The organism is Ruegeria sp. CF5, from assembly GCF_056537325.1.
In genome coordinates, this window is the sequence record NZ_JBQFRI010000001.1 from 436,102 (window position 1) to 453,524 (window position 17,423).

20 protein-coding genes and 1 tRNA gene are annotated in these 17,423 nt (G+C 56.2%); 9 read left to right on the forward strand and 12 right to left on the reverse strand.

Going from position 1 to position 17,423, the window contains the following annotated elements:
* Window positions 1-47: 47 nt before the first annotated feature.
* Window positions 48-1,892, forward strand: coding sequence for a glycosyltransferase family 2 protein (locus tag ACR0NW_RS02040; RefSeq protein WP_480449607.1), 1,845 nt, complete (start codon window positions 48-50; stop codon window positions 1,890-1,892).
* A gap of 73 nt (window positions 1,893-1,965) precedes the next feature.
* Here ACR0NW_RS02040 and ACR0NW_RS02045 read toward each other — a convergent pair.
* Window positions 1,966-2,042, reverse strand: a tRNA-His gene (locus ACR0NW_RS02045).
* Window positions 2,043-2,089: 47 nt separating this feature from the next.
* On the reverse strand, window positions 2,090-2,572 hold the full coding sequence (locus ACR0NW_RS02050; RefSeq protein ID WP_480449112.1) for a GNAT family N-acetyltransferase: 483 nt from the start codon (window positions 2,570-2,572) through the stop codon (window positions 2,090-2,092).
* 71 nt (window positions 2,573-2,643) lie between these two features.
* Between ACR0NW_RS02050 and ACR0NW_RS02055 the strand changes: the two genes are divergently transcribed.
* Complete coding sequence (locus tag ACR0NW_RS02055; protein ID WP_480449111.1) at window positions 2,644-2,832, forward strand: DUF6324 family protein; 189 nt, start codon at window positions 2,644-2,646, stop codon at window positions 2,830-2,832.
* Window positions 2,833-2,835: 3 nt separating this feature from the next.
* Here the strand turns inward: ACR0NW_RS02055 and ACR0NW_RS02060 are convergent, their stop codons facing one another.
* On the reverse strand, window positions 2,836-3,267 hold the full coding sequence (locus tag ACR0NW_RS02060) for an MmcB family DNA repair protein (RefSeq protein WP_480449110.1): 432 nt from the start codon (window positions 3,265-3,267) through the stop codon (window positions 2,836-2,838).
* 111 nt (window positions 3,268-3,378) lie between these two features.
* On the opposite strand from ACR0NW_RS02060, the gene ACR0NW_RS02065 reads away from it, so the two are divergent.
* Both ACR0NW_RS02065 and ACR0NW_RS02070 read left to right on the forward strand, forming a co-directional pair.
* The gene (locus ACR0NW_RS02065; RefSeq protein ID WP_480449109.1) at window positions 3,379-3,693 is read left to right on the forward strand and encodes an ArsR/SmtB family transcription factor; all 315 of its coding nucleotides are present in this window, start codon (window positions 3,379-3,381) and stop codon (window positions 3,691-3,693) included.
* Window positions 3,690-4,115, forward strand: coding sequence for an SRPBCC family protein (locus ACR0NW_RS02070; RefSeq protein ID WP_480449108.1), 426 nt, complete (start codon window positions 3,690-3,692; stop codon window positions 4,113-4,115). The genes ACR0NW_RS02065 and ACR0NW_RS02070 overlap by 4 nt, the downstream gene beginning before the upstream one ends.
* A 218-nt stretch (window positions 4,116-4,333) precedes the next feature.
* Here ACR0NW_RS02070 and ACR0NW_RS02075 read toward each other — a convergent pair whose 3' ends face one another.
* Complete coding sequence (locus ACR0NW_RS02075) at window positions 4,334-4,639, reverse strand: hypothetical protein (RefSeq protein ID WP_170650487.1); 306 nt, start codon at window positions 4,637-4,639, stop codon at window positions 4,334-4,336.
* Between the two features lie 93 nt (window positions 4,640-4,732).
* Here ACR0NW_RS02075 and ACR0NW_RS02080 point away from each other — a divergent pair, with 93 nt between their 5' ends.
* A complete protein-coding gene (locus ACR0NW_RS02080; protein ID WP_480449107.1) occupies window positions 4,733-5,512 on the forward strand; it encodes a helix-turn-helix transcriptional regulator in 780 nt (259 codons plus the stop codon).
* A gap of 157 nt (window positions 5,513-5,669) precedes the next feature.
* Here the strand turns inward: ACR0NW_RS02080 and nusB are convergent, their stop codons facing one another.
* The 3 genes from nusB to ribB are packed head-to-tail and all read right to left on the reverse strand — an operon-like array spanning window position 5,670 to window position 7,824.
* A complete protein-coding gene (nusB, locus tag ACR0NW_RS02085) occupies window positions 5,670-6,152 on the reverse strand; it encodes a transcription antitermination factor NusB (RefSeq protein WP_170650491.1) in 483 nt (160 codons plus the stop codon).
* Window positions 6,149-6,700: a 6,7-dimethyl-8-ribityllumazine synthase gene (locus ACR0NW_RS02090; RefSeq protein WP_170650493.1), complete on the reverse strand. Its 552-nt coding sequence runs from the start codon at window positions 6,698-6,700 to the stop codon at window positions 6,149-6,151. The genes nusB and ACR0NW_RS02090 overlap by 4 nt, the downstream gene beginning before the upstream one ends.
* 2 nt (window positions 6,701-6,702) lie before the next feature.
* Window positions 6,703-7,824, reverse strand: coding sequence for a 3,4-dihydroxy-2-butanone-4-phosphate synthase (ribB, locus tag ACR0NW_RS02095; RefSeq protein WP_480449106.1), 1,122 nt, complete (start codon window positions 7,822-7,824; stop codon window positions 6,703-6,705).
* Window positions 7,825-7,967: 143 nt separating this feature from the next.
* On the opposite strand from ribB, the gene ACR0NW_RS02100 reads away from it, so the two are divergent.
* Window positions 7,968-9,020 carry a proline racemase family protein gene (locus tag ACR0NW_RS02100; RefSeq protein WP_480449105.1) on the forward strand — a complete coding sequence of 351 codons (1,053 nt, stop codon included), beginning with the start codon at window positions 7,968-7,970 and terminating at the stop codon, window positions 9,018-9,020.
* Between the two features lie 25 nt (window positions 9,021-9,045).
* Here the strand turns inward: ACR0NW_RS02100 and ACR0NW_RS02105 are convergent, their stop codons facing one another.
* On the reverse strand, window positions 9,046-9,633 hold the full coding sequence (locus ACR0NW_RS02105; RefSeq protein ID WP_480449104.1) for a riboflavin synthase: 588 nt from the start codon (window positions 9,631-9,633) through the stop codon (window positions 9,046-9,048).
* A 130-nt stretch (window positions 9,634-9,763) separates the two neighbouring features.
* Here ACR0NW_RS02105 and ACR0NW_RS02110 point away from each other — a divergent pair, with 130 nt between their 5' ends.
* The 3 genes from ACR0NW_RS02110 (at window position 9,764) to ACR0NW_RS02120 (ending at window position 14,305) form a co-directional block, all read left to right on the forward strand.
* Entirely contained in the window at window positions 9,764-11,068 is a 1,305-nt protein-coding gene (locus tag ACR0NW_RS02110) for a capsule biosynthesis protein (RefSeq protein ID WP_480449103.1), read from the forward strand.
* 108 nt (window positions 11,069-11,176) lie between these two features.
* Window positions 11,177-12,295 (forward strand): polysaccharide biosynthesis/export family protein, encoded by a 1,119-nt coding sequence (locus tag ACR0NW_RS02115; RefSeq protein WP_480449102.1) that lies wholly within the window; start codon window positions 11,177-11,179, stop codon window positions 12,293-12,295.
* A 3-nt stretch (window positions 12,296-12,298) separates the two neighbouring features.
* A complete protein-coding gene (locus ACR0NW_RS02120) occupies window positions 12,299-14,305 on the forward strand; it encodes a capsular polysaccharide biosynthesis protein (protein ID WP_480449101.1) in 2,007 nt (668 codons plus the stop codon).
* A 5-nt stretch (window positions 14,306-14,310) separates the two neighbouring features.
* Here ACR0NW_RS02120 and ribD read toward each other — a convergent pair whose 3' ends face one another.
* The 4 genes from ribD to ACR0NW_RS02140 all read right to left on the reverse strand — a co-directional run bounded on the left by ribD (window position 14,311) and on the right by ACR0NW_RS02140 (window position 16,870).
* Window positions 14,311-15,387 carry a bifunctional diaminohydroxyphosphoribosylaminopyrimidine deaminase/5-amino-6-(5-phosphoribosylamino)uracil reductase RibD gene (gene ribD, locus ACR0NW_RS02125; protein ID WP_480449605.1) on the reverse strand — a complete coding sequence of 359 codons (1,077 nt, stop codon included), beginning with the start codon at window positions 15,385-15,387 and terminating at the stop codon, window positions 14,311-14,313.
* 20 nt (window positions 15,388-15,407) lie between these two features.
* A complete protein-coding gene (gene nrdR / locus ACR0NW_RS02130) occupies window positions 15,408-15,878 on the reverse strand; it encodes a transcriptional regulator NrdR (RefSeq protein ID WP_170650506.1) in 471 nt (156 codons plus the stop codon).
* Between the two features lie 122 nt (window positions 15,879-16,000).
* A complete protein-coding gene (locus ACR0NW_RS02135) occupies window positions 16,001-16,414 on the reverse strand; it encodes a secondary thiamine-phosphate synthase enzyme YjbQ (RefSeq protein ID WP_480449099.1) in 414 nt (137 codons plus the stop codon).
* Between the two features lie 45 nt (window positions 16,415-16,459).
* Window positions 16,460-16,870 (reverse strand): hypothetical protein, encoded by a 411-nt coding sequence (locus ACR0NW_RS02140; RefSeq protein WP_480449098.1) that lies wholly within the window; start codon window positions 16,868-16,870, stop codon window positions 16,460-16,462.
* Window positions 16,871-17,423: the final 553 nt, after the last annotated feature.

Consider the following 17,423-nt stretch of genomic DNA (forward strand, 5'->3'; position numbering starts at 1 on the left):
ATCGGCAGATAATCATTGGATTTTCCTTGCGACTTATCGTGACAACCATGAAAGACGAAGGCCCGTTCCTTCTGGAATGGGTGGCCTATCATCTTTCAATCGGTTTTGACCACTTTATCATTTGTACCAACGATTGTTCCGACGGCACCGATCAGATCGCAGAACGGTTGCAGGAACTGGGACTGGTATCACATATCAGAAACCCGGGACCGTGGGAAAAAGGCCCTCAGAGTGGGGCCTATGACAAAGCGATGGCCCATCCAAAACTGGCTGAAGCTGAATGGATATTCGTCTGTGATGCCGACGAATTTCTGAATATCAAAGTTGGCGACGGAACTCTGGATGCTTTGTTTCAGGCGGTACCCGAAGCCAATATGTTCTCATTCAACTGGCAACTGTTTGGGCACGGCGGAGTGGTGGATTTCAATGATCAATTCGTCACCGAACAATTCACCCGTTCGGCGCACCCCTATCAACAATGGCCCGCAACATGCCGGGCCTTCAAAACCCTGTACCGCGGAGACGTTCCTTTTTCTCAGTTGTCTACGCACCGACCCAAGAAGCTCGACAAAGGGCAGTTCAAGAAACTGAAATGGGTTGATGGCGATGGCGACGACATGACCAAACCGTTTGCCTACCTCGGCTGGAATGGTGACAACGTCGGGGTTGGATTTGGAAATGATCTTGCAAGGATCAACCATTATGCAGTGCGGTCCTTACAGTCTTTCCTGATGAAACGTATACGCGGAGACGTGAATACAACCACGTTTCACAAAAAGATGGAGGCGTCCGGTGCCGAGTATTGGCGGCTTCACTGCTGGAACAATGTCGAAGACCTGTCAATTCAGCGTTTTTCGGGACGTGTCAGAATCAAATTTAATGAACTGATAAGCGATCCGGAACTGAAAGAGCTGCATGCCACGGCCTATCAGTATCATAAGACAAAAATAGACGAAGTCATTCAGACCGATGCGGCGCGGGCCTTCATGGACAGGTATTCCGACTATGAAACCCCCGAAACTTGGCTAATTGGTGAAGATGGCGTCATATGCCCAACACTGAAGTTTGTACGCCAGAACAACAGTCGTAAGGCTTTTAATCTGGAGTCGTATAGCCGCCAGCTTTTGGCCATGCGGCAGGCACATGTTCATCATTATCGGAAACACAATCGCCTGCCGTGGTTTGCAAATCTTGACTCGTTGGGGGTGAGTTTCTCGGCACACGGCCAGTCGCCCGAAGAAGCCCCAGAGAATTTGCGGCCGATCAGTGAAAGTGATCTGAAAGACATTCCTTCCACGGGGTTTCAAGACCGCCCAAAGCGCCAGCAAATGCGCAAACGTGCAATACAATCAATTGGAAAGCGGAATAAAACCTGGGCACTTCTGAACGCGGAGAACCCTCAGGTCGCCAAAGAGATACTTGAACTGAAAAAACCTGAAAAGCTGTATGTAATCTCGCCATGGGGTTACAAATCCACGCATCACTCCATTGCCATCAATCGCCGCAATCCCGATGCGAGCCTGATCGCCGAGGATGTTGCTTTTCTGGAATATGTGGCGCTTTTTTCAAACGAAATTGAAAGCGGGCGGCTGTCGCTTATTCGGGGGATACCACGGAACGTAATGAAGGTGTTTCCAAAACACAGTTTGGATGTCGCTTTCCTTTCAGGAGCCATGGCCGATCCGGCAACTGAGGCGGCGTTCAGAAAGGTTTTGACGCGGGTATCACCCGGTGGGAACCTGATATTGGACAGCTACCATCGCCGGGGTTCGCATGGTGACGCAAACCTTCGCAATCTGCATAGAATTCTGGGGGAACACCCTTCGACCCTTCGGTTTCAAACGATTGAAGGCGCTCATTGCGTACTGAACGTCCTGTCGGAGGAACCATAGAATCGGCGCCATTCGAGTGCGGCGACTGGCAACCAAGGTGGTCACTGTCAATTTCTGGTGGATGAAGGCTTTATGGTACCGCCTCCCTGGCTTGAACAGGGGACCTCTGGATCCACAATCCAGCGCTCTAACCAACTGAGCTAAGGCGGCACTCGTGAGGGGCGATTTACCGAACACATACGCGGAATGCAAGAGGATTAAAGCTGAATTCTCCAGCTTTGTTCGACCAGATCGACACCAAAGGAATGCACAGGCTTACTGCCGATTAATTCCCATCCGGTGGACCGATACAGACCACAGGCAGCTCTGTGACTTTCATGAGTCCACAGAACCATTTCGCGATATCCCGTTTGCCGCGCAAAGCTCATGCAGGTTGCCAACAGGCGTTTGCCAAGCCCCTGCCCCCGAGCTTCGGGAACAAGAAGAAAAAGTCGCAATTTGGCAGTCTGCTCATCTTGGGACACGCAAAAAATGCTGCCCAGTCTCTGACCTGAACTTTCGGCGATCCACCCCCGTTCCCGCTGAGGATCGTGGTTGGAATTGAAATCATTCAGGATTTCGGCAACCAATGTTGCGAAGGTGCCATCAAACCCTTCGTCACGGGCATAAAGCTGACCATGACGTTCAACCAACCAAGGCGCGTCAGCCGAGCAGAATTCTCTGATTACGATGTCATCCATGGCCGCCGCAAAGTCCGCTTGATTCTCAATCCGTTGCAGGCTAGCACAAATGCTCATTCCCGGAGGCCGACATGAGCATCAATACCGAGCGCGACATCGAAGCGAATCTTCAGATCGGTCCGACCGATCGGGGCATGGTGCGCTTGTTCATCGAGGCGGGCGGCCTTGAGATTCCTATGGATTTCACCCCCGAAGAAGCCGAGGAAATCGCAGAGGAAATTCGCGCTGCTGCTCAAGCGGCCCGAAGCGTCAAGGGCTGACGCTCACAGCCTGGGGTCGCGAAGTGTGTTCAATCGCCTGGCGGCATCCATTGCAAATTTCTGAATCATCTTTTTTCTGCGCGCCGGCGCTACCTTGGCCTCAGGTGCCATCCGAATGATTTCGGCATCATAGGCATCGGCAATGATCAGGCCGGTTTCCGCTGGCAGGATGTCTGTGGGGAAGTCAGTGCCAACCGCCCAGAAGAATCGGTCACACCACTCCAGATAGCCTTGCCATTTCGCATCGGATTGAAAGTCGGCCAGACTGGATTTGCACTCGACAACCCAAAGCTCACCCTTTGGTCCCAAGCCCATTACATCCACGCGCAAGCCGCGCATCGGAACAAATTCCTCAATCGAAACAAAGCCATGGCCGATCAAGTGGCGCGATACACCACGCGCAAGCTTTTGTCCGGGTTGCAAGTCCAACATCATACTCCAAGGGTGAACAATTCATGAACAAAATGCAAGCAAATACAATCTTGACATGATACCATATGGTATCTCATTAATATGATACCGTTTGGTATCGTATGTGAGGTGGCAATGAACACTCAGAATGCGTTTCGTGCACTGGCTGATCCAACCCGGCGAGAAATCGTTCAGTTGCTGGCGTCAAACGATATGACCATTTCACAGCTGACCGACCGCTTCGACATGACACGGGCGGCCGTCAAAAAGCACCTAACAGTTTTGTCTGACGGCGGCCTGATCACAGTTGAGCCACGCGGGCGCGAACGTATCAACCGCCTGAATCCCGCCGGAATGAAACCCGTGATCGACTGGTTCAACTATTTCGACGAGTTCTGGGATGATCGCCTTGCCAGACTAAAGGAAGCCATTGAAAGGATTGAGGAATGACCCCCACCGTTTTGCAAAAGACCATTTTCCTGCGCGCAACGCCTGAAACTGTCTGGGCCTATCTGACAGACCCCGACCGGCTGGCCGAGTGGTTCCACAAGCCCGAGCGCCCATTGACCGAAGGCAACAAGCTGGAGATGTTCGGGACAACCAGCGGTGATCTGTTGATCTGGGGCGAAGTCCGCGTCGCCAACCCGCCAAATTACTTGGAATACACGTTCACGGTTAAGCCGATGGGTGATGTGGTCAGCGTCGTCAAATGGACGCTTGAACCTGTTTCCGGCGGCACCAGACTTGCCCTGCAACACGAAGGTCTACCGCAATCAGCGGACGCTTTTGGTTTGATCCTGTCGCTGGACAAGGGCTGGGACGAGCATTTTGGCAAGTTGCGCACGGCCTTGCACGAAACTGTGGCTGCATGACCCCTTGTGCAATGCGCATTCGCGCCCTACTTAGGCGCGTGGCGGGTTCTGCCCTTCTTGTGACTGGTAGCATTCTGGTGGCCTTAAGCAATTCCGAGGGGGCTGGCTCTGTTCAGATCCTGGTCTGATTACCTGGCGCCCACCTGTACATACAGGTCCTCGGGAATCACACCGCACGGTTGACTGGTGGTCCCGCCACATTTTTCATTGAATTCTAATTACTTCGCCGATGGTGCGTCCTGACGGATCACGGCAGGTTCAAAGCTGTGCACTACGGGCGAACCACGACGCGGGCCGCCCGGCTTTTCGGCCATGCTCATTATCGCATAGGCAAACTGGACCCCGGCGAAAACGATGCCGTTCATGAACCAGATCATAAGCAGCGCAATCAGACCAATGTCCGATCCGGTGATCAAACTGCGCAAATTGGCCACGTTCAGCGCCAGCAGCACCCCGACAAAGATTGCAGAGATCACAAATCCCCAAACAACTTGCGTGATGTAAAGGCGGATCAGTTTGGGCATGACAAAGCTCCTTGTCTGATACAGGGATGATAGCGCATGGTCGGGCAGAGTAAATCGCTACCCACCGGGTGCGACACTATTTTCGGAGTTTCAATGAATGCTCTCAGCCTGTTCACGCTCGATCTTCTCGAAGAGCTTTCCCTGCGTCACGACGACCAGGAGCGTTGGGAGTTCACATTAGACCGGCTGGCCGAGATTGGTTTCAATGCCCTGAACATGCTTTGCTTCACGCCCGAGACCGGAGCGATCCATTGGGTGCGCAGCTCAATGTCCAAAGGCTGGCTGAATCGTTATGACAGCGAAGGTTATGCAGAAGCGGACCCCATGCTGGCGCAGGTTCAGAACGGGAAGGAGAGCCTTTACGTACAGGCCGCAAGCCTGAGATCGGCGGATGGCCATTCGGACAAGGCGCTGGCCTTGAATCACGACCTTGAAAAGGCCGGCTATATTCACCTCTATTCTCTGGTGGTGCCTTGCCCTGACAATGAGGCCAAGCTGGTGGTGCTGTCTTCGGATCAACAAGACGCCCAGCTTATGATGACAGAGCGACAGCGAGAAATGCGCGTTCTGGCCACTGTGCTGGCCACCAATCTGGGCTCAGATATCCCCAGCAATCATGGCCGCGTCTACGATATTATCAGCATCGCTCCGACCATACCGGACATGACGCCCCGTGAATTGCAGGTCATGAACCTGCTGGCGCTTGGCCACCGGAATGACAGGATTGCAGAATTATTGGGTTTGTCCGAGGTCACGGTACGCACGCATCTGAAAAACGCGCGCGATAAACTTCGCGCCCCGACCCGTGAATCCGCACTGGTCCGTGCGATGCAACTGGGACTGATCGATCCTCAGAACTATCGGAATCGATAGCTGGCAGCCAAGCGGCATTCCGGTAGAATCTTGGTGTCTTTGGATAAAACTGTGAGTGGTGAACGCCGAAGGCTTGTTTAAACAAACACATTAAAAAAAGTTCAGGCGCAGCTTGCTTCCGTGGCTGCGCCTTATTCTATTAGTCTGATGTATTAGATCAGAACGCTTCGGGCTTGGCCTCACGCGCCATGTGATCCAGCACGGCGTTCACGAATTTCGGCTCTTTGCCTTCAGGGAAAAAGGCACGCGCCACGTCGACGAATTCGGTAATGACCACCTTGGGTGGCGTGTCGTCCTGTGTCAGTTCAGCCCCGGCTGCCCGGAAGGTCGCGCGCAAAGTAGGGTCGATTCGGGCAATCGGCCATTTCGCTACCAGAGCGCGGTCGGTCATCTGGTCAATCGGAGCCTGATAATTCACGGCATCCTCGACCAGCTTGCGGAATACGCGGATATCGCCGTCCAGCATTTCCTCACCCTCGTAGACAGCGCCGAAACGGTGATCCAGAAACTCATTCACAACCTGTTCGGTCGTCTGGCCCGACTGCTCCATCTGGAACAGCGCCTGCACGGCATAGAGCCGGGCGGCGGACTTCATCAGGCGTTTCTGGTTGGCCGGTTTCGGCGCGTCTGTCTGGGTCATGCTGTCGTGGATCCGTTGCTGTCGCCCGCCACAAGGATGGACTCGGACGGCGGCTTGAAACCAACGCCCTTTTTGGAAGAGCCCCACTTACGGCTGAGCGCGATCAGATGCAAGGCCGCAGCGGCCGCCCCGCCGCCTTTATTCATCTTTTCAGGATTTGCGCGAACTTCGGCCTGATCGTCATTTTCCACGGTCAGGATACCATTACCGATGCACAGCCCCTGCAGACCCATCAACTGAATGGCGCGGCTGGAGTCATTGCAGACGGTTTCATAATGCGTGGTCTCGCCGCGAATGACACAGCCCAGCGCGACGTATCCGTCGAAATTGCACTGACGGTCAGCCATGGCGATGGCGGTAGGGATTTCAAGCGCGCCGGGCACTTCAACGACCTCGCAGGTACCGCCTGCCCCTTCGATTTCGGCCTTGGCACCGGCGACCAGATTGTCGGCGATGGCCCGATAGAACGGGGCCACTACAATCAGCAGCTTGACCGGTTCGTCGAATGTCGGCGTCGGCAGCACGCCGTGTTTGTCTTGTTCAGCCACGATCAGTCATCCTTGAGAATGGAGCGGGTTCCGACGATGGACAGGCCAAACGCGTCGAGCCCAAGATATACGGTTTCCGGCGAGTCGGTTAGCAGCACCAGTTCCTGAATGCCCATCTTGGACAGGATCTGCGCGCCCAGACCGGTTTGTTTGATGGTCCGCGGACCTTCGTCCTCGGCCGCGTAGAGAGAGTTGTGGGGCTGGCGGAACAGGCAGACTACACCGCGCCCCTCCTCGGCAATCTTCTCCATCGCGCGCGGCAGTTCCTTCGGGGATTTCGGACCCAATCCCAAAATGTCCGGCGCCTCGTGCAGCGCATGGGTGCGGGTCAGAACCGGTTCAGCAGTGGTAATGTCACCCTTGATCATGACCACATGCTCAATGCCGTGCGTCTGGTCGGTGAACAGGCGCATCTCCCACTCGCCACCATATTCCGAAGTGACGGTTTCGCGAGAGGTCTCAACAACCAGATTGTCGTTGCGCGATCGGTACGTGATCAGATCGCTGATGGTGCCGATCTTCATGTCGTGCTCTTGCGCAAAGGCCACCAGATCGGGAAGGCGCGCCATTGTTCCATCGGGCTTCATGATCTCACAGATCACGCCAGAAGGGTTCAAGCCCGCCAGACGTGAGATATCGACTGCAGCCTCGGTATGGCCCGCGCGTACCAGCACCCCACCCCGCTTGGCGCGCAGAGGGAAGATATGGCCGGGGGTGGCGATATGCGCCATCGTGTTCTGTTCGTTGATCGCCGTCGCCACGGTCAGCGCACGGTCGGCAGCCGAGATGCCGGTGGAAACACCTTCACGCGCCTCGATGGACACAGTGAATGCAGTTTCATGGCGTGAAGAGTTGTTGACGGCCATCATCGGCAGGCCCAGTGCGTCTACCCGTTCGGCCGTCATCGGCAGGCAGATCAGCCCGCGCCCGTGGGTGGCCATAAAATTGATCGCATCGGCATCTGCGAATTCGGCCGCGATGACCAGATCGCCTTCGTTCTCGCGATCCTCATGATCGACAAGAATGTACATCCGGCCTTTGCGCGCCTCTTCGATGATCTCTTCGATCGGGCTTATCGCGTCACGCAGTTGGGCCTCGACGGGTCCGGGGGTTTCAAAGCTCATGGGGCAGCCTTTCGCAGAGCATCTCCTGCATGGCGGGATAGACCACCCGGGGCGCAAAGGCCAGAGCGCAAACGGCACTGTCGGGGCTGGACGCGGCGTTGCTGGGGCGGATAGCGTGCGCGGAGAAACGAAGGAGAACGCCAATGCGCCTGTCCCGCATGATCACTGCCGTCGAAGCGCATGCAGAAGGAGAGCCGGGACGCGTCATCACCGGCGGCCTGCCACATATCCCCGGACATTCGGTCTTTGAAAAGATGCAGTGGATGCAGTCAAATCTGGACGACGTCCGGCTGATGATGCTGCGTGAACCGCGCGGCAATCCGGGGCTGTGTTGCAACGCGCTGGTTCCGCCAAGCCATCCAGATGCGGATGCTGGGTTTATCATCATGGAGCAGACGGAATATCCGCCCATGTCGGGTTCGAACACGATCTGCGTTGTCACCGTGCTGCTGGAAACCGGTATCCTGCCAATGGTCGAGCCGGTCACGGAACTGACACTCGAAGCGCCTGCCGGACTGATCAGCGTGCGCGCCCAGTGCCGCGATGGAAAGGTCACCCGTGTCGAGTTCCGCAATGTACCGGCTTTTGCGATGCATCTGGACGCACATATCGAAGTTGCCGGCCTTGGAACTGTTACGGTCGATGTTGCGTGGGGCGGGATGTTCTTCGTTCTGGCCGAAGCCGAACCCCTTGGAATTTCTCTGGATGCAGAGAACGGGTCAGAGATCGTCCGTATCTCGGAAGCGATCCGTCACGCCACGGTCGAGCAATTGCCCGTGCAGCACCCGGAAAACCCTGACATTTCAGGGCCGACGATTACGAACCTGTGGGGACCTCCGATAGACGCAGGTACGCATGGCCGGGGCGCAATCACCATTTCCACCGGCAACTTCGACCCCGAAAAGCCCCACGACGCATCCGGAATCCTCGACCGTTCGCCTTGCGGCACGGGGACTTGCGCCAAAATGGCGGTTCTTCATGCACGCGGGCTACTGCAAGCTGGGCAGGATTACGTGAATGCGGGCCCCCTTGGGACGACCTTTACGGGCCGCATCGTCGAAACCACGACTGTTGGCCCCTACTCCGCCATTGTTCCGACACTGTCCGGGCAAGGCTGGATACACGGAACCGCAAATTGGTCACTTGATCCAAGCGATCCGTTCCCATCCGGATATACAGTTGGCGATATGTGGTGATGAGAGAAGCCTGACGCGACAAACGTCAGGACATCTCGGCCAAGCGTGCGACGTAGCGAGCCAGCGTATCGATTTCCAGATTGATCCGGTCGCCTACGGCAACGTCCCCCCAGGTGGTCACCTCTTTGGTGTGGGGGATGAAGTTGATGCCGAACTTGCACCCTTCGACGTCGTTTACCGTCAACGAAGTGCCATTCAGGGCTACCGACCCTTTCGGAGCTATGAACCGTGCCAGATGCTGTGGTGCGCTGAGGGTTACGCGGGTGCTGTCGCCTTCATCGGTCACGTCCACAACTTCGGCCACACCATCAACATGCCCCGACACGATATGGCCGCCGAGTTCATCACCAACCTTGAGCGCCCGTTCAAGATTGACTCGTTTGCCGACATTCCAGCTGTCCAGATTGGTTTTCGAAACCGTCTCGGCGCTGATCTCCACATCATACCAATCGTCGCCAAGCGCAATGACGGTCAGACACACCCCATCACTGGCGATGGATGCACCCAGATCAATGCCCGCGGTGTCATAGCTGGTTTTGATACGCGCGCGTAAATCTCCGCGCTGCTCCAGTTCAGTGACGGTGCCGATGTCGGTGACGATCCCAGTAAACATTCCGTAACCCTCTGAAGTCTAGCATTGAAGCCGACGTAATGCCCCAAGGCGGATCGGGCAAGCCCTGGCTTGCCCGCAGGCGCGTTAAGAGGCATAATTTTTGCCAGAACAAAAGACATGAGGACGCGCAGTGACGACGAGCAAGCCCCCCAAAGGCCATGCGAAGCGTGTCTTTCTGTTCTTGCAGGGGCCACATGGCCCGTTCTTTTCCGCGCTGGCCCGTGTCCTGCGCGCCTCAGGCGCAGATATCTGGCGGATTGGGTTCAATGCCGGGGATCAGGCGTTTTGGTTTCACCGCCACGGTTTCATTCCCTATCGCGGAACACCCGATGAATGGCCCGAAACGTTTGAACAAAAGATCGAAGAGCTTGTTGTAACCGACATCGTTCTTTACGGCGATACACGCCCTGTGCACTCTCAGGCCGTGAAGGTCGCCAAGGCGCGTGGCGTGACCGTCCACGTTTTTGAAGAAGGGTATCTTCGCCCGTGGTGGGTCACTTACGAACGCGGGGGATCAAACGGGAATTCGCTGGTCATGAACATGAGCGTATCCGGAATGCAGGATGTGCTGGAATATTCTGATACCGAGTCGCCGCCGCCACCTTCGCATTGGGGAGATATGCGACAGCATGTCTTTTATGGTGCGGCCTATCATTGGTTCGTCCTTTTTCTGAATCAAAGGTATCGTAACTTCCGGCCCCATCGCGAACTGCCGGTTTCTCAGGAATTTCGATTGTACTTCAAGCGATTGCTTCGCATGCCCATCCACCGGCTTGAGCGGTTTTGGGCAACGGCGAGGGCGCGCAAGGGAGGGTTTCCCTATCACCTTGTGCTTCTGCAACTGGGGCATGACAGCTCGGTTCAGAATCATTCAGGCTATTCCTGCATGACCGAGTTTCTGGAAGAGGTCATCGAAGGGTTCGCCAAAGGCGCGCCGAAACACCACCGACTGGTGGTCAAGGAACACCCACTGGAAAACCATAGGGTTCCTTTGCAGCGGCGAGTTCGGCAACTGGCCCGCAGTTTCGGTGTTCAGGATCGGGTCCATTACATACCCGGTGGGAAACTGGCCAAACTGCTGGACGATGCGAGAACGGCCGTGACCATCAACTCGACCGCTGGTCAACAGGTTCTATGGCGGGGCATTCCACTGAAGGTTTTCGGGCGATCGGTTTATGCCAAGCCCGAATTTGTGTCTGAGCAACCGGTCGAGACCTTTTTTTCCACCCCCACGCCGCCGGACCGGACAGCATATCGGGCGTACAGGCAGTTCCTGTTGGAAACCAGTCAGATACCCGGTGGTTTTTATTCCCGCAGGGGTCGGCGGCAACTGTTGCGTCGGGTATCGGACATGATGTTGCGCCGGGACGACCCATATCACGTGCTACTGGCGGATTACGAGGCCGCAACGCCACAGTTGAGATTGGTTAAGTAAAACAACCCGTCTCTTGCTGGATGTTCAAACCGGAAACAGATAGATTGCGCGCAAATCTGACAGAAACAAAAAGACGACCGAGGTAATCCAGCAGTGCAGCGCCCTTCAATGCGATGGATAAGATTGTTCGCCGTTTTGGCAACATGTAGCCTTGCAGCAGCATGTCAGCTGCCCAAAGCTGGCCCCAGCAAGAATCAGATACTTGCAGGCTCGGTCGAGAAAGGCGGAAACGCCTTTGTTATCGAAGTCGACGACCGCGTCGCACGCGCAACCTCTGCCGTTCCGCAACTTGGCTTTTCATCTTCATTTCGCAGCTTGTCCAACCTGACAGCCGATACCATTCGCCCGGGCGATGTTCTGGGCCTGACGATCTGGGAAAACGTCGATGACGGGCTTTTGTCAGGGGATACAGGCCTTGCCACCAATCTGGACGAAGTACAGGTCGACAGCGAAGGCTTTATCTTTGTGCCATATGCAGGACGGTTGCGTGCCTCGGGCAATACACCGGAAGAACTGCGCAATCTGATCTCTGCGAAACTGCAGGACCAAACCCCCGATCCGCAAGTACAGGTTCGCCGCGTTGCGGGGGACGGCTCTACCGTCTCACTGACCGGCGCGGTTGGCGCGCCCGGGGTCTATCCAATCGAAAGGCCGACGCGCTCTCTTGCAACGATGCTGGCGCAGGCTGGCGGTGTATCTGTCGCGCCCGAAATTGCGCTGGTAACGGTTCTGCGGGGCGATCAGAAAGGCACGGTCTGGTATCAGGACCTGTTTCGCAAGCCCGGTCTTGATATCGCCCTTCGTGGTGGTGACCGGATTCTGGTCGAACAGGATACGCGGTCCTATATCGCCTTGGGCGCAACAGGCGGGCAGTCGCGCGTAGCGTTCGAAAGCCAAGACCTGTCAGCTCTAGAAGCGTTGGCTCAGGTCGGCGGCCTGCAATCCCTGTCGTCCGATCCCACCGGCATCTTCGTGTTGCGCAAGGAACGTCAGGACATCGCACGTTCGGTCATGGGCCGCAGTGATCTGCAAGGGTCTCAAAGGATGATCTATGTGATGAACCTGACCGCTCCAAACGGGCTGTTCGTCGCGCGGGATTTTGTCATTCGTGACGACGACACGATTTACGTGACCGAAGCGCCGTATGCGCAGTGGTCCAAGTCAATCTCACTCATCGCTGGTGGCCTGACGCCGATTGCAAACGTCGCAACACTTACTGGTAGCTGAGGAATGTTCCCGGAACGGGAACCAGAGACCGGGGGCGAACGCCTCCGGCTTTATGTTTTTAACGGTGGTTTTTTGACCCAGAAACGTCTTCGGCGCATCCTTGATCTGGCCGGATACGATATTCGGCTTGGCCTGCCACAGCCGGAAGATTTTGTTGGTGTCTGGGGCAATAGCCCGACGGCACACCGCGGATTGAATATTGCCGCAAAACGGCAAACGCGCGTGCTGCGGGTCGAAGACGCCTTTCTCAGATCGCTCCATCCCGGTCGCAGCGGCGATCCTCCACTCGGATTGCTTTTGGATAAATCCGGGCTTCATTTCGATGCATCCACCCAGTCCGATCTGGAAATCTTGCTGGCGACGCATCCTCTGGATGACACGGCATTGCTTGACCGGGCACGTTTTGCGATGGACAGGGTGCGAGAATTGCAGTTGAGCAAGTATTCCGCATTCGATCCCGATCTTTCCCCGCCTCAGCCGGGGTACGTGCTTGTGGTCGATCAGACCCGCGGGGATGCCGCCGTGACTGCAAACGGAGGCGATGATGCCCGGTTCCGCGAAATGCTGGCGATAGCTCAGGAGGAAAACCCGGGCGCACGGGTGATCATCAAAACACATCCCGAAACCATGGCTGGTCACAGGGCCGGGCATTTTACCTCTCAGGACACCTCGGACCGGGTAGAGATTCTGGATCGCCCCGTCAGCCCATGGTCGCTGCTGGAAGGTGCCATTGCCGTTTACACCCTGTCGTCCCAACTTGGGTTCGAAGCAATTCTGGCCGGGCACAAGCCCCGCATCTTTGGGCAGCCGTTTTATTCTGGTTGGGGACTAACCCAGGATGAAGTTCCAGTGCCCCGCAGGCAACGCAATCTGACACGTGCACAACTGTTTGCCGCCACAATGCTGCTCTATCCAACCTGGTATGACCCCTACCGCGACAGGCTGTGTCAATTGGAGACCGTTCTGGACACGCTGGAAGCCCAAACCCGGGCGTGGCGACAAGACCGACATGGATGGACGGCCTCCGGGATGCGCTTGTGGAAACGCAGGCATTTGCAGGATATGTTCGGTCGCTACAAGAAAATCCGCTTTTCTGAAAATCCCGACTTGGCGCAACCGCATATGATCTGGGCTCGATATGCCAAGGACGAAGACGACGCGGTGCGGGTTGAAGACGGTTTTTTGCGCTCTCGCGGTCTGGGCGCGCGTCTGGTTCCGCCGCTTTCTCTGGTGACGGACAATCAGGGGATTTACTATGATCCGACCCGCCCCAGCGAATTAGAAATCTTAATCTCATCGCGCGAAACTTTGCGGCGGGATCAGTTTTTGCGCAGTGAAAGACTGGTTGGACAAATTCTGAAATTCGGGCTCAGCAAATATAACGAAGGTGGCCAGCCCCCTGTTTTGCCCGAAGGGCACCGCATACTGGTGCCCGGGCAGGTCGAGGATGATGCATCGATCCTCAAGGGCACAAGTACAGTGCGAACAAATCTTGACCTGTTGCGCGCGACCCGAAATGCGAACCCGTTTGCAATCATTATCTACAAACCGCATCCCGACGTCGAAGCTGGATTACGAGACGGGGGGATCGAGGCTGATGGGCTGGCCGATGTGATCGTGACCAACACCGATCCCGCAGTCCTGCTGTCGCAGGTTCATGAGGTCTGGACCATGACGTCCCTTATGGGTTTCGAGGCTTTGCTAAGAGGCGTAAAAGTGACCACTTTGGGGGCTCCGTTCTATGCCGGGTGGGGTTTGACAACCGATTTGGGCTCAGTCCCTGCGCGCCGGGGTGCAAAGCCATCTTTGATGGGGCTCGTTCACGCGGCATTGATCGACTACCCCCGCTATCTGGATCCTTTGACCGGCTTGCCCTGCCCTGTTGAGGTCGCTGTCGAGCGTTTGGCCCAGCAAGGCACAGCGCGCCACGGCATTTTGTTACGGCTTCTGTCCAAAGCACAGGGGGCGCTTGCGACCCACGCCCACCTCTGGCGCGGGCACCGGCCCTGAGCCGTTCACCCCAGGGCCCGCGCCCAGCGATGCATGACATCAGGCCCAATCGGTTCTACTTCGATCAGATCGAATCTGGGCGCGGCCTCCAACCGCTCCAGCCCAAGCGCACCGATTGCGGGTAATCCTTCGGCACCGATTGCCAAACCGGCAGAAAAACCGACAAGTTCATCAACCAGATCCTCGGCCAACAGAGACGCGGCCAGCGCCGAACCACCTTCGCAGAACACGCGGGTCAACCCCGCCTGACCCAGTTGCTGCAAAAGATCGGTTGGATCGATGTGATGGCCCTGAAGGGCACATGGGATGAGTTGTGCACCCAGACCTTCCCACGCCCGCACGCGCTCAACATCCGGTGACGGACCATGGCACAGCCATACCGGCACGTCATTTGCTGTTCGGGCGAGCTGCCCCATCAGCGGTAAATCCAGATGCCTGGAAACAACGACTCTGACTGGCTGATGGTCAATCCCAAGATCGCGCACGGTCAGGGATGGATCGTCGGCCCTTGCCGTGCCCGCGCCAACCATCACAGCGTCGTGGCAGGAACGGAGCGCATGCACTGCCCGGCGCGCCTCGGGTCCCGTGATCCACTTGCTTTGTCCGGTTGCGGTTGCAATCCGGCCATCGAAGCTGCTTGCAAGCTTCAAGGTCACAAAGGGGCGTCCCTGTTCGGTCTTGAGAAAGAAACCGGCGTGGTCCCGCGATGCCTGATCGCTCAGCACGCCTGTTGTTACTTCAATCCCCGCCTCGCGGAGCATGGCAAAGCCCTGTCCCGCAACACGCGGATCACTGTCTTCGACAGCACAGACAACGCGACTGATACCTGCTGCGATCAAGGCATCGGCGCATGGCGGCGTTTGACCGTGATGTGAGCACGGCTCTAGCGAGACATAGGCTGTTGCCCCTTGCGCGGCCTCTCCTGCACGCGCCAGCGCCTCAGTTTCTGCGTGGGGCCTGCCCCCGGGTTGGGTCCACCCCCGCCCGACAATTCTGCCATTGCTCACAACAACGCAACCGACCGCCGGATTGGGCCAGCACGATCCTTGTCCGCGTCGGCCCAATGAAAGTGCCAACGCCATATATCGCTTATCGATGTCGTTCACTCTTCAGTCGACGGTTGCGGCGGGCGCAATTCGTGAACAAACTCCTCGAAATCGTCGGCCGCCTGAAAGTTCTTGTAGACGCTTGCAAAGCGAACATAGGCCACCGTGTCGATCCGCGCCAGCGCTTCCATCACGATCTCACCGATCCTGTTCGAAGGAATATCGGTTTCACCCATACTTTCCAGACGGCGCACAATGCCGGATATCATCTGATCAATGCGTTCGGGATCAACCGGGCGCTTCTGCATCGAGATACGAATGGACCGCTCTAACTTGTCGCGATCAAAATCTTCTCGCTTGCCGTTTGTTTTGATGACGACCAGATCACGCAATTGCACCCTTTCGTAGGTGGTGAAACGTCCGCCACAAGCCGGGCAAAACCGTCGCCTGCGGATCGCCACGTGGTCTTCCGCTGGCCGTGAATCCTTGACCTGAGTATCGATATTTCCGCAAAACGGGCAGCGCATCCGCCGTCTCCTCGTCCCTTGTCCGCCTCTTTTTTGTGAGTGCTCTGGCTCACTTATCCACAACTATAGGACAGACGCTAGAGTTTGGGTAGACAGAATTTCACACCGCTAAATAAAGGGTTTCATCCGAAATGCCCGGCAATCCGCCGCGTATGGGCGGCGCGACGGTGCTCGAACAGATAAATCCCCTGCCATGTACCCAATACAGGTACTCCACCCGTGACAGGGATCGACAAGGATACTGGCATCATCGCCGCCTTGATATGGGCCGGCATGTCGTCCGGCCCTTCATATGTGTGGCGCAGATAGGACATCGACGGATCATCCGATGGCGGAACCAACCTTTCAAAATAGGCGTGAAGGTCGGTTTGCACCTCTGGGTCTGCGTTCTCCTGAATTAGCAGAGAACAGGATGTGTGACGAACGAACAGCGTCAGCAATCCATCCCGGCCCTCGGGCCGAAGCCAGTCGCGCACAAGCGAAGTAAACTCATAGAGGCCGGGGCCGCTCGTGTGCACGTGAAACTCAGTCAGCATTTTTCCCTACCCTGCCGACACGGCCCGACTTGCGCATCGTAGCCCTTAAGACCTGAACGGTCCGGGTTCACAAAACCCGTTGGCTTGCTGAATACTCATGCTGTCACCAGGCTGAAACCCTGTGCGAATGCCGCCACCTTCTAGAGGTGTCACGCCAGCTGCCTGAGGATCAAGCGTGAACTGAACAGCCGTTTTACGCCCTGTCGCCTCACTGGGTCCGTATCCGCGAACGATGTAGATTTGCTGACGCCAACCCGCACCCAGACCGCGCCGCGCGAAATCCGCCGCGGCACACCAATAGTCATTGGTGCGGCTGCGCCCCCGCGGCACCACTTCGAAAACCGCGTTATTCACCTGATACGCGCGATAGCCGTTTTGCGTACTGAATGCCTGAGCCTGAGCCGGAGTACTCAGCGCCACGACCGCAGTCGCTGCAAGAATCCAAATTTTTCTCATAGGTCTATGACTTTCATAATGCGATGTTCTTATGAGCGTAGTTTGATCGATCCGTATCGCACAGAAAAAATCTAAAAAATATTTGTTACTTTGTGTCAGCAACGCTCATTGAACGCCGGTCAGATAAAATACACCTGCGCTATTTTGTGGGAGGCGATGCGACACTAAAAAAGCCGAACGCCCATTCACTGCCTGGTTTTGCGAAGTTTCCAAGCCAGACGCATTAATCCGGGACGTGCCGGGGAGCCCACCGTCGGTTCTATGTACCGGTTTTTGCGGGCTCAGGCCCTCTCCCCTAATAAGAGCGCGACCCGGCAACATAGGCCAGATAGACAATTGAATCGCAAAGAGCTTGCGATTGATGGTCAAGGATTTTCGATCTCCTGCCAAAACAACCAATCCATTGCTTATGGGAAGCGTCGCAATAGAAGCAAATATTGCCCGTTCGGAAACCACTGCACGGGCACTCAAGATCCGTCAAATCACCCAAACAAAAGGTCCCGAGTTTCAAAAAAAGCCGTACAGCGCTAAACTGGGAGCCTTAGACTTGATT

Bases quoted from the DNA above. Each gene is read 5' to 3' on its own strand.
- ACR0NW_RS02040 (WP_480449607.1), top strand. From the start codon at position 48: ATGAAAGACGAAGGCCCGTTCCTTCTGGAATGGGTGGCCTATCATCTT.
- ACR0NW_RS02050 (WP_480449112.1), bottom strand. From the start codon at position 2,572: ATGGATGACATCGTAATCAGAGAATTCTGCTCGGCTGACGCGCCTTGG.
- ACR0NW_RS02055 (WP_480449111.1), top strand. From the start codon at position 2,644: ATGAGCATCAATACCGAGCGCGACATCGAAGCGAATCTTCAGATCGGT.
- ACR0NW_RS02060 (WP_480449110.1), bottom strand. From the start codon at position 3,267: ATGATGTTGGACTTGCAACCCGGACAAAAGCTTGCGCGTGGTGTATCG.
- ACR0NW_RS02065 (WP_480449109.1), top strand. From the start codon at position 3,379: ATGAACACTCAGAATGCGTTTCGTGCACTGGCTGATCCAACCCGGCGA.
- ACR0NW_RS02070 (WP_480449108.1), top strand. From the start codon at position 3,690: ATGACCCCCACCGTTTTGCAAAAGACCATTTTCCTGCGCGCAACGCCT.
- ACR0NW_RS02075 (WP_170650487.1), bottom strand. From the start codon at position 4,639: ATGCCCAAACTGATCCGCCTTTACATCACGCAAGTTGTTTGGGGATTT.
- ACR0NW_RS02080 (WP_480449107.1), top strand. From the start codon at position 4,733: ATGAATGCTCTCAGCCTGTTCACGCTCGATCTTCTCGAAGAGCTTTCC.
- nusB (WP_170650491.1), bottom strand. From the start codon at position 6,152: ATGACCCAGACAGACGCGCCGAAACCGGCCAACCAGAAACGCCTGATG.
- ribB (WP_480449106.1), bottom strand. From the start codon at position 7,824: ATGAGCTTTGAAACCCCCGGACCCGTCGAGGCCCAACTGCGTGACGCG.
- ACR0NW_RS02100 (WP_480449105.1), top strand. From the start codon at position 7,968: ATGCGCCTGTCCCGCATGATCACTGCCGTCGAAGCGCATGCAGAAGGA.
- ACR0NW_RS02105 (WP_480449104.1), bottom strand. From the start codon at position 9,633: ATGTTTACTGGGATCGTCACCGACATCGGCACCGTCACTGAACTGGAG.
- ACR0NW_RS02115 (WP_480449102.1), top strand. From the start codon at position 11,177: ATGCGATGGATAAGATTGTTCGCCGTTTTGGCAACATGTAGCCTTGCA.
- ACR0NW_RS02120 (WP_480449101.1), top strand. From the start codon at position 12,299: ATGTTCCCGGAACGGGAACCAGAGACCGGGGGCGAACGCCTCCGGCTT.
- ribD (WP_480449605.1), bottom strand. From the start codon at position 15,387: ATGGCGTTGGCACTTTCATTGGGCCGACGCGGACAAGGATCGTGCTGG.
- nrdR (WP_170650506.1), bottom strand. From the start codon at position 15,878: ATGCGCTGCCCGTTTTGCGGAAATATCGATACTCAGGTCAAGGATTCA.
- ACR0NW_RS02135 (WP_480449099.1), bottom strand. From the start codon at position 16,414: ATGCTGACTGAGTTTCACGTGCACACGAGCGGCCCCGGCCTCTATGAG.
- ACR0NW_RS02140 (WP_480449098.1), bottom strand. From the start codon at position 16,870: ATGAGAAAAATTTGGATTCTTGCAGCGACTGCGGTCGTGGCGCTGAGT.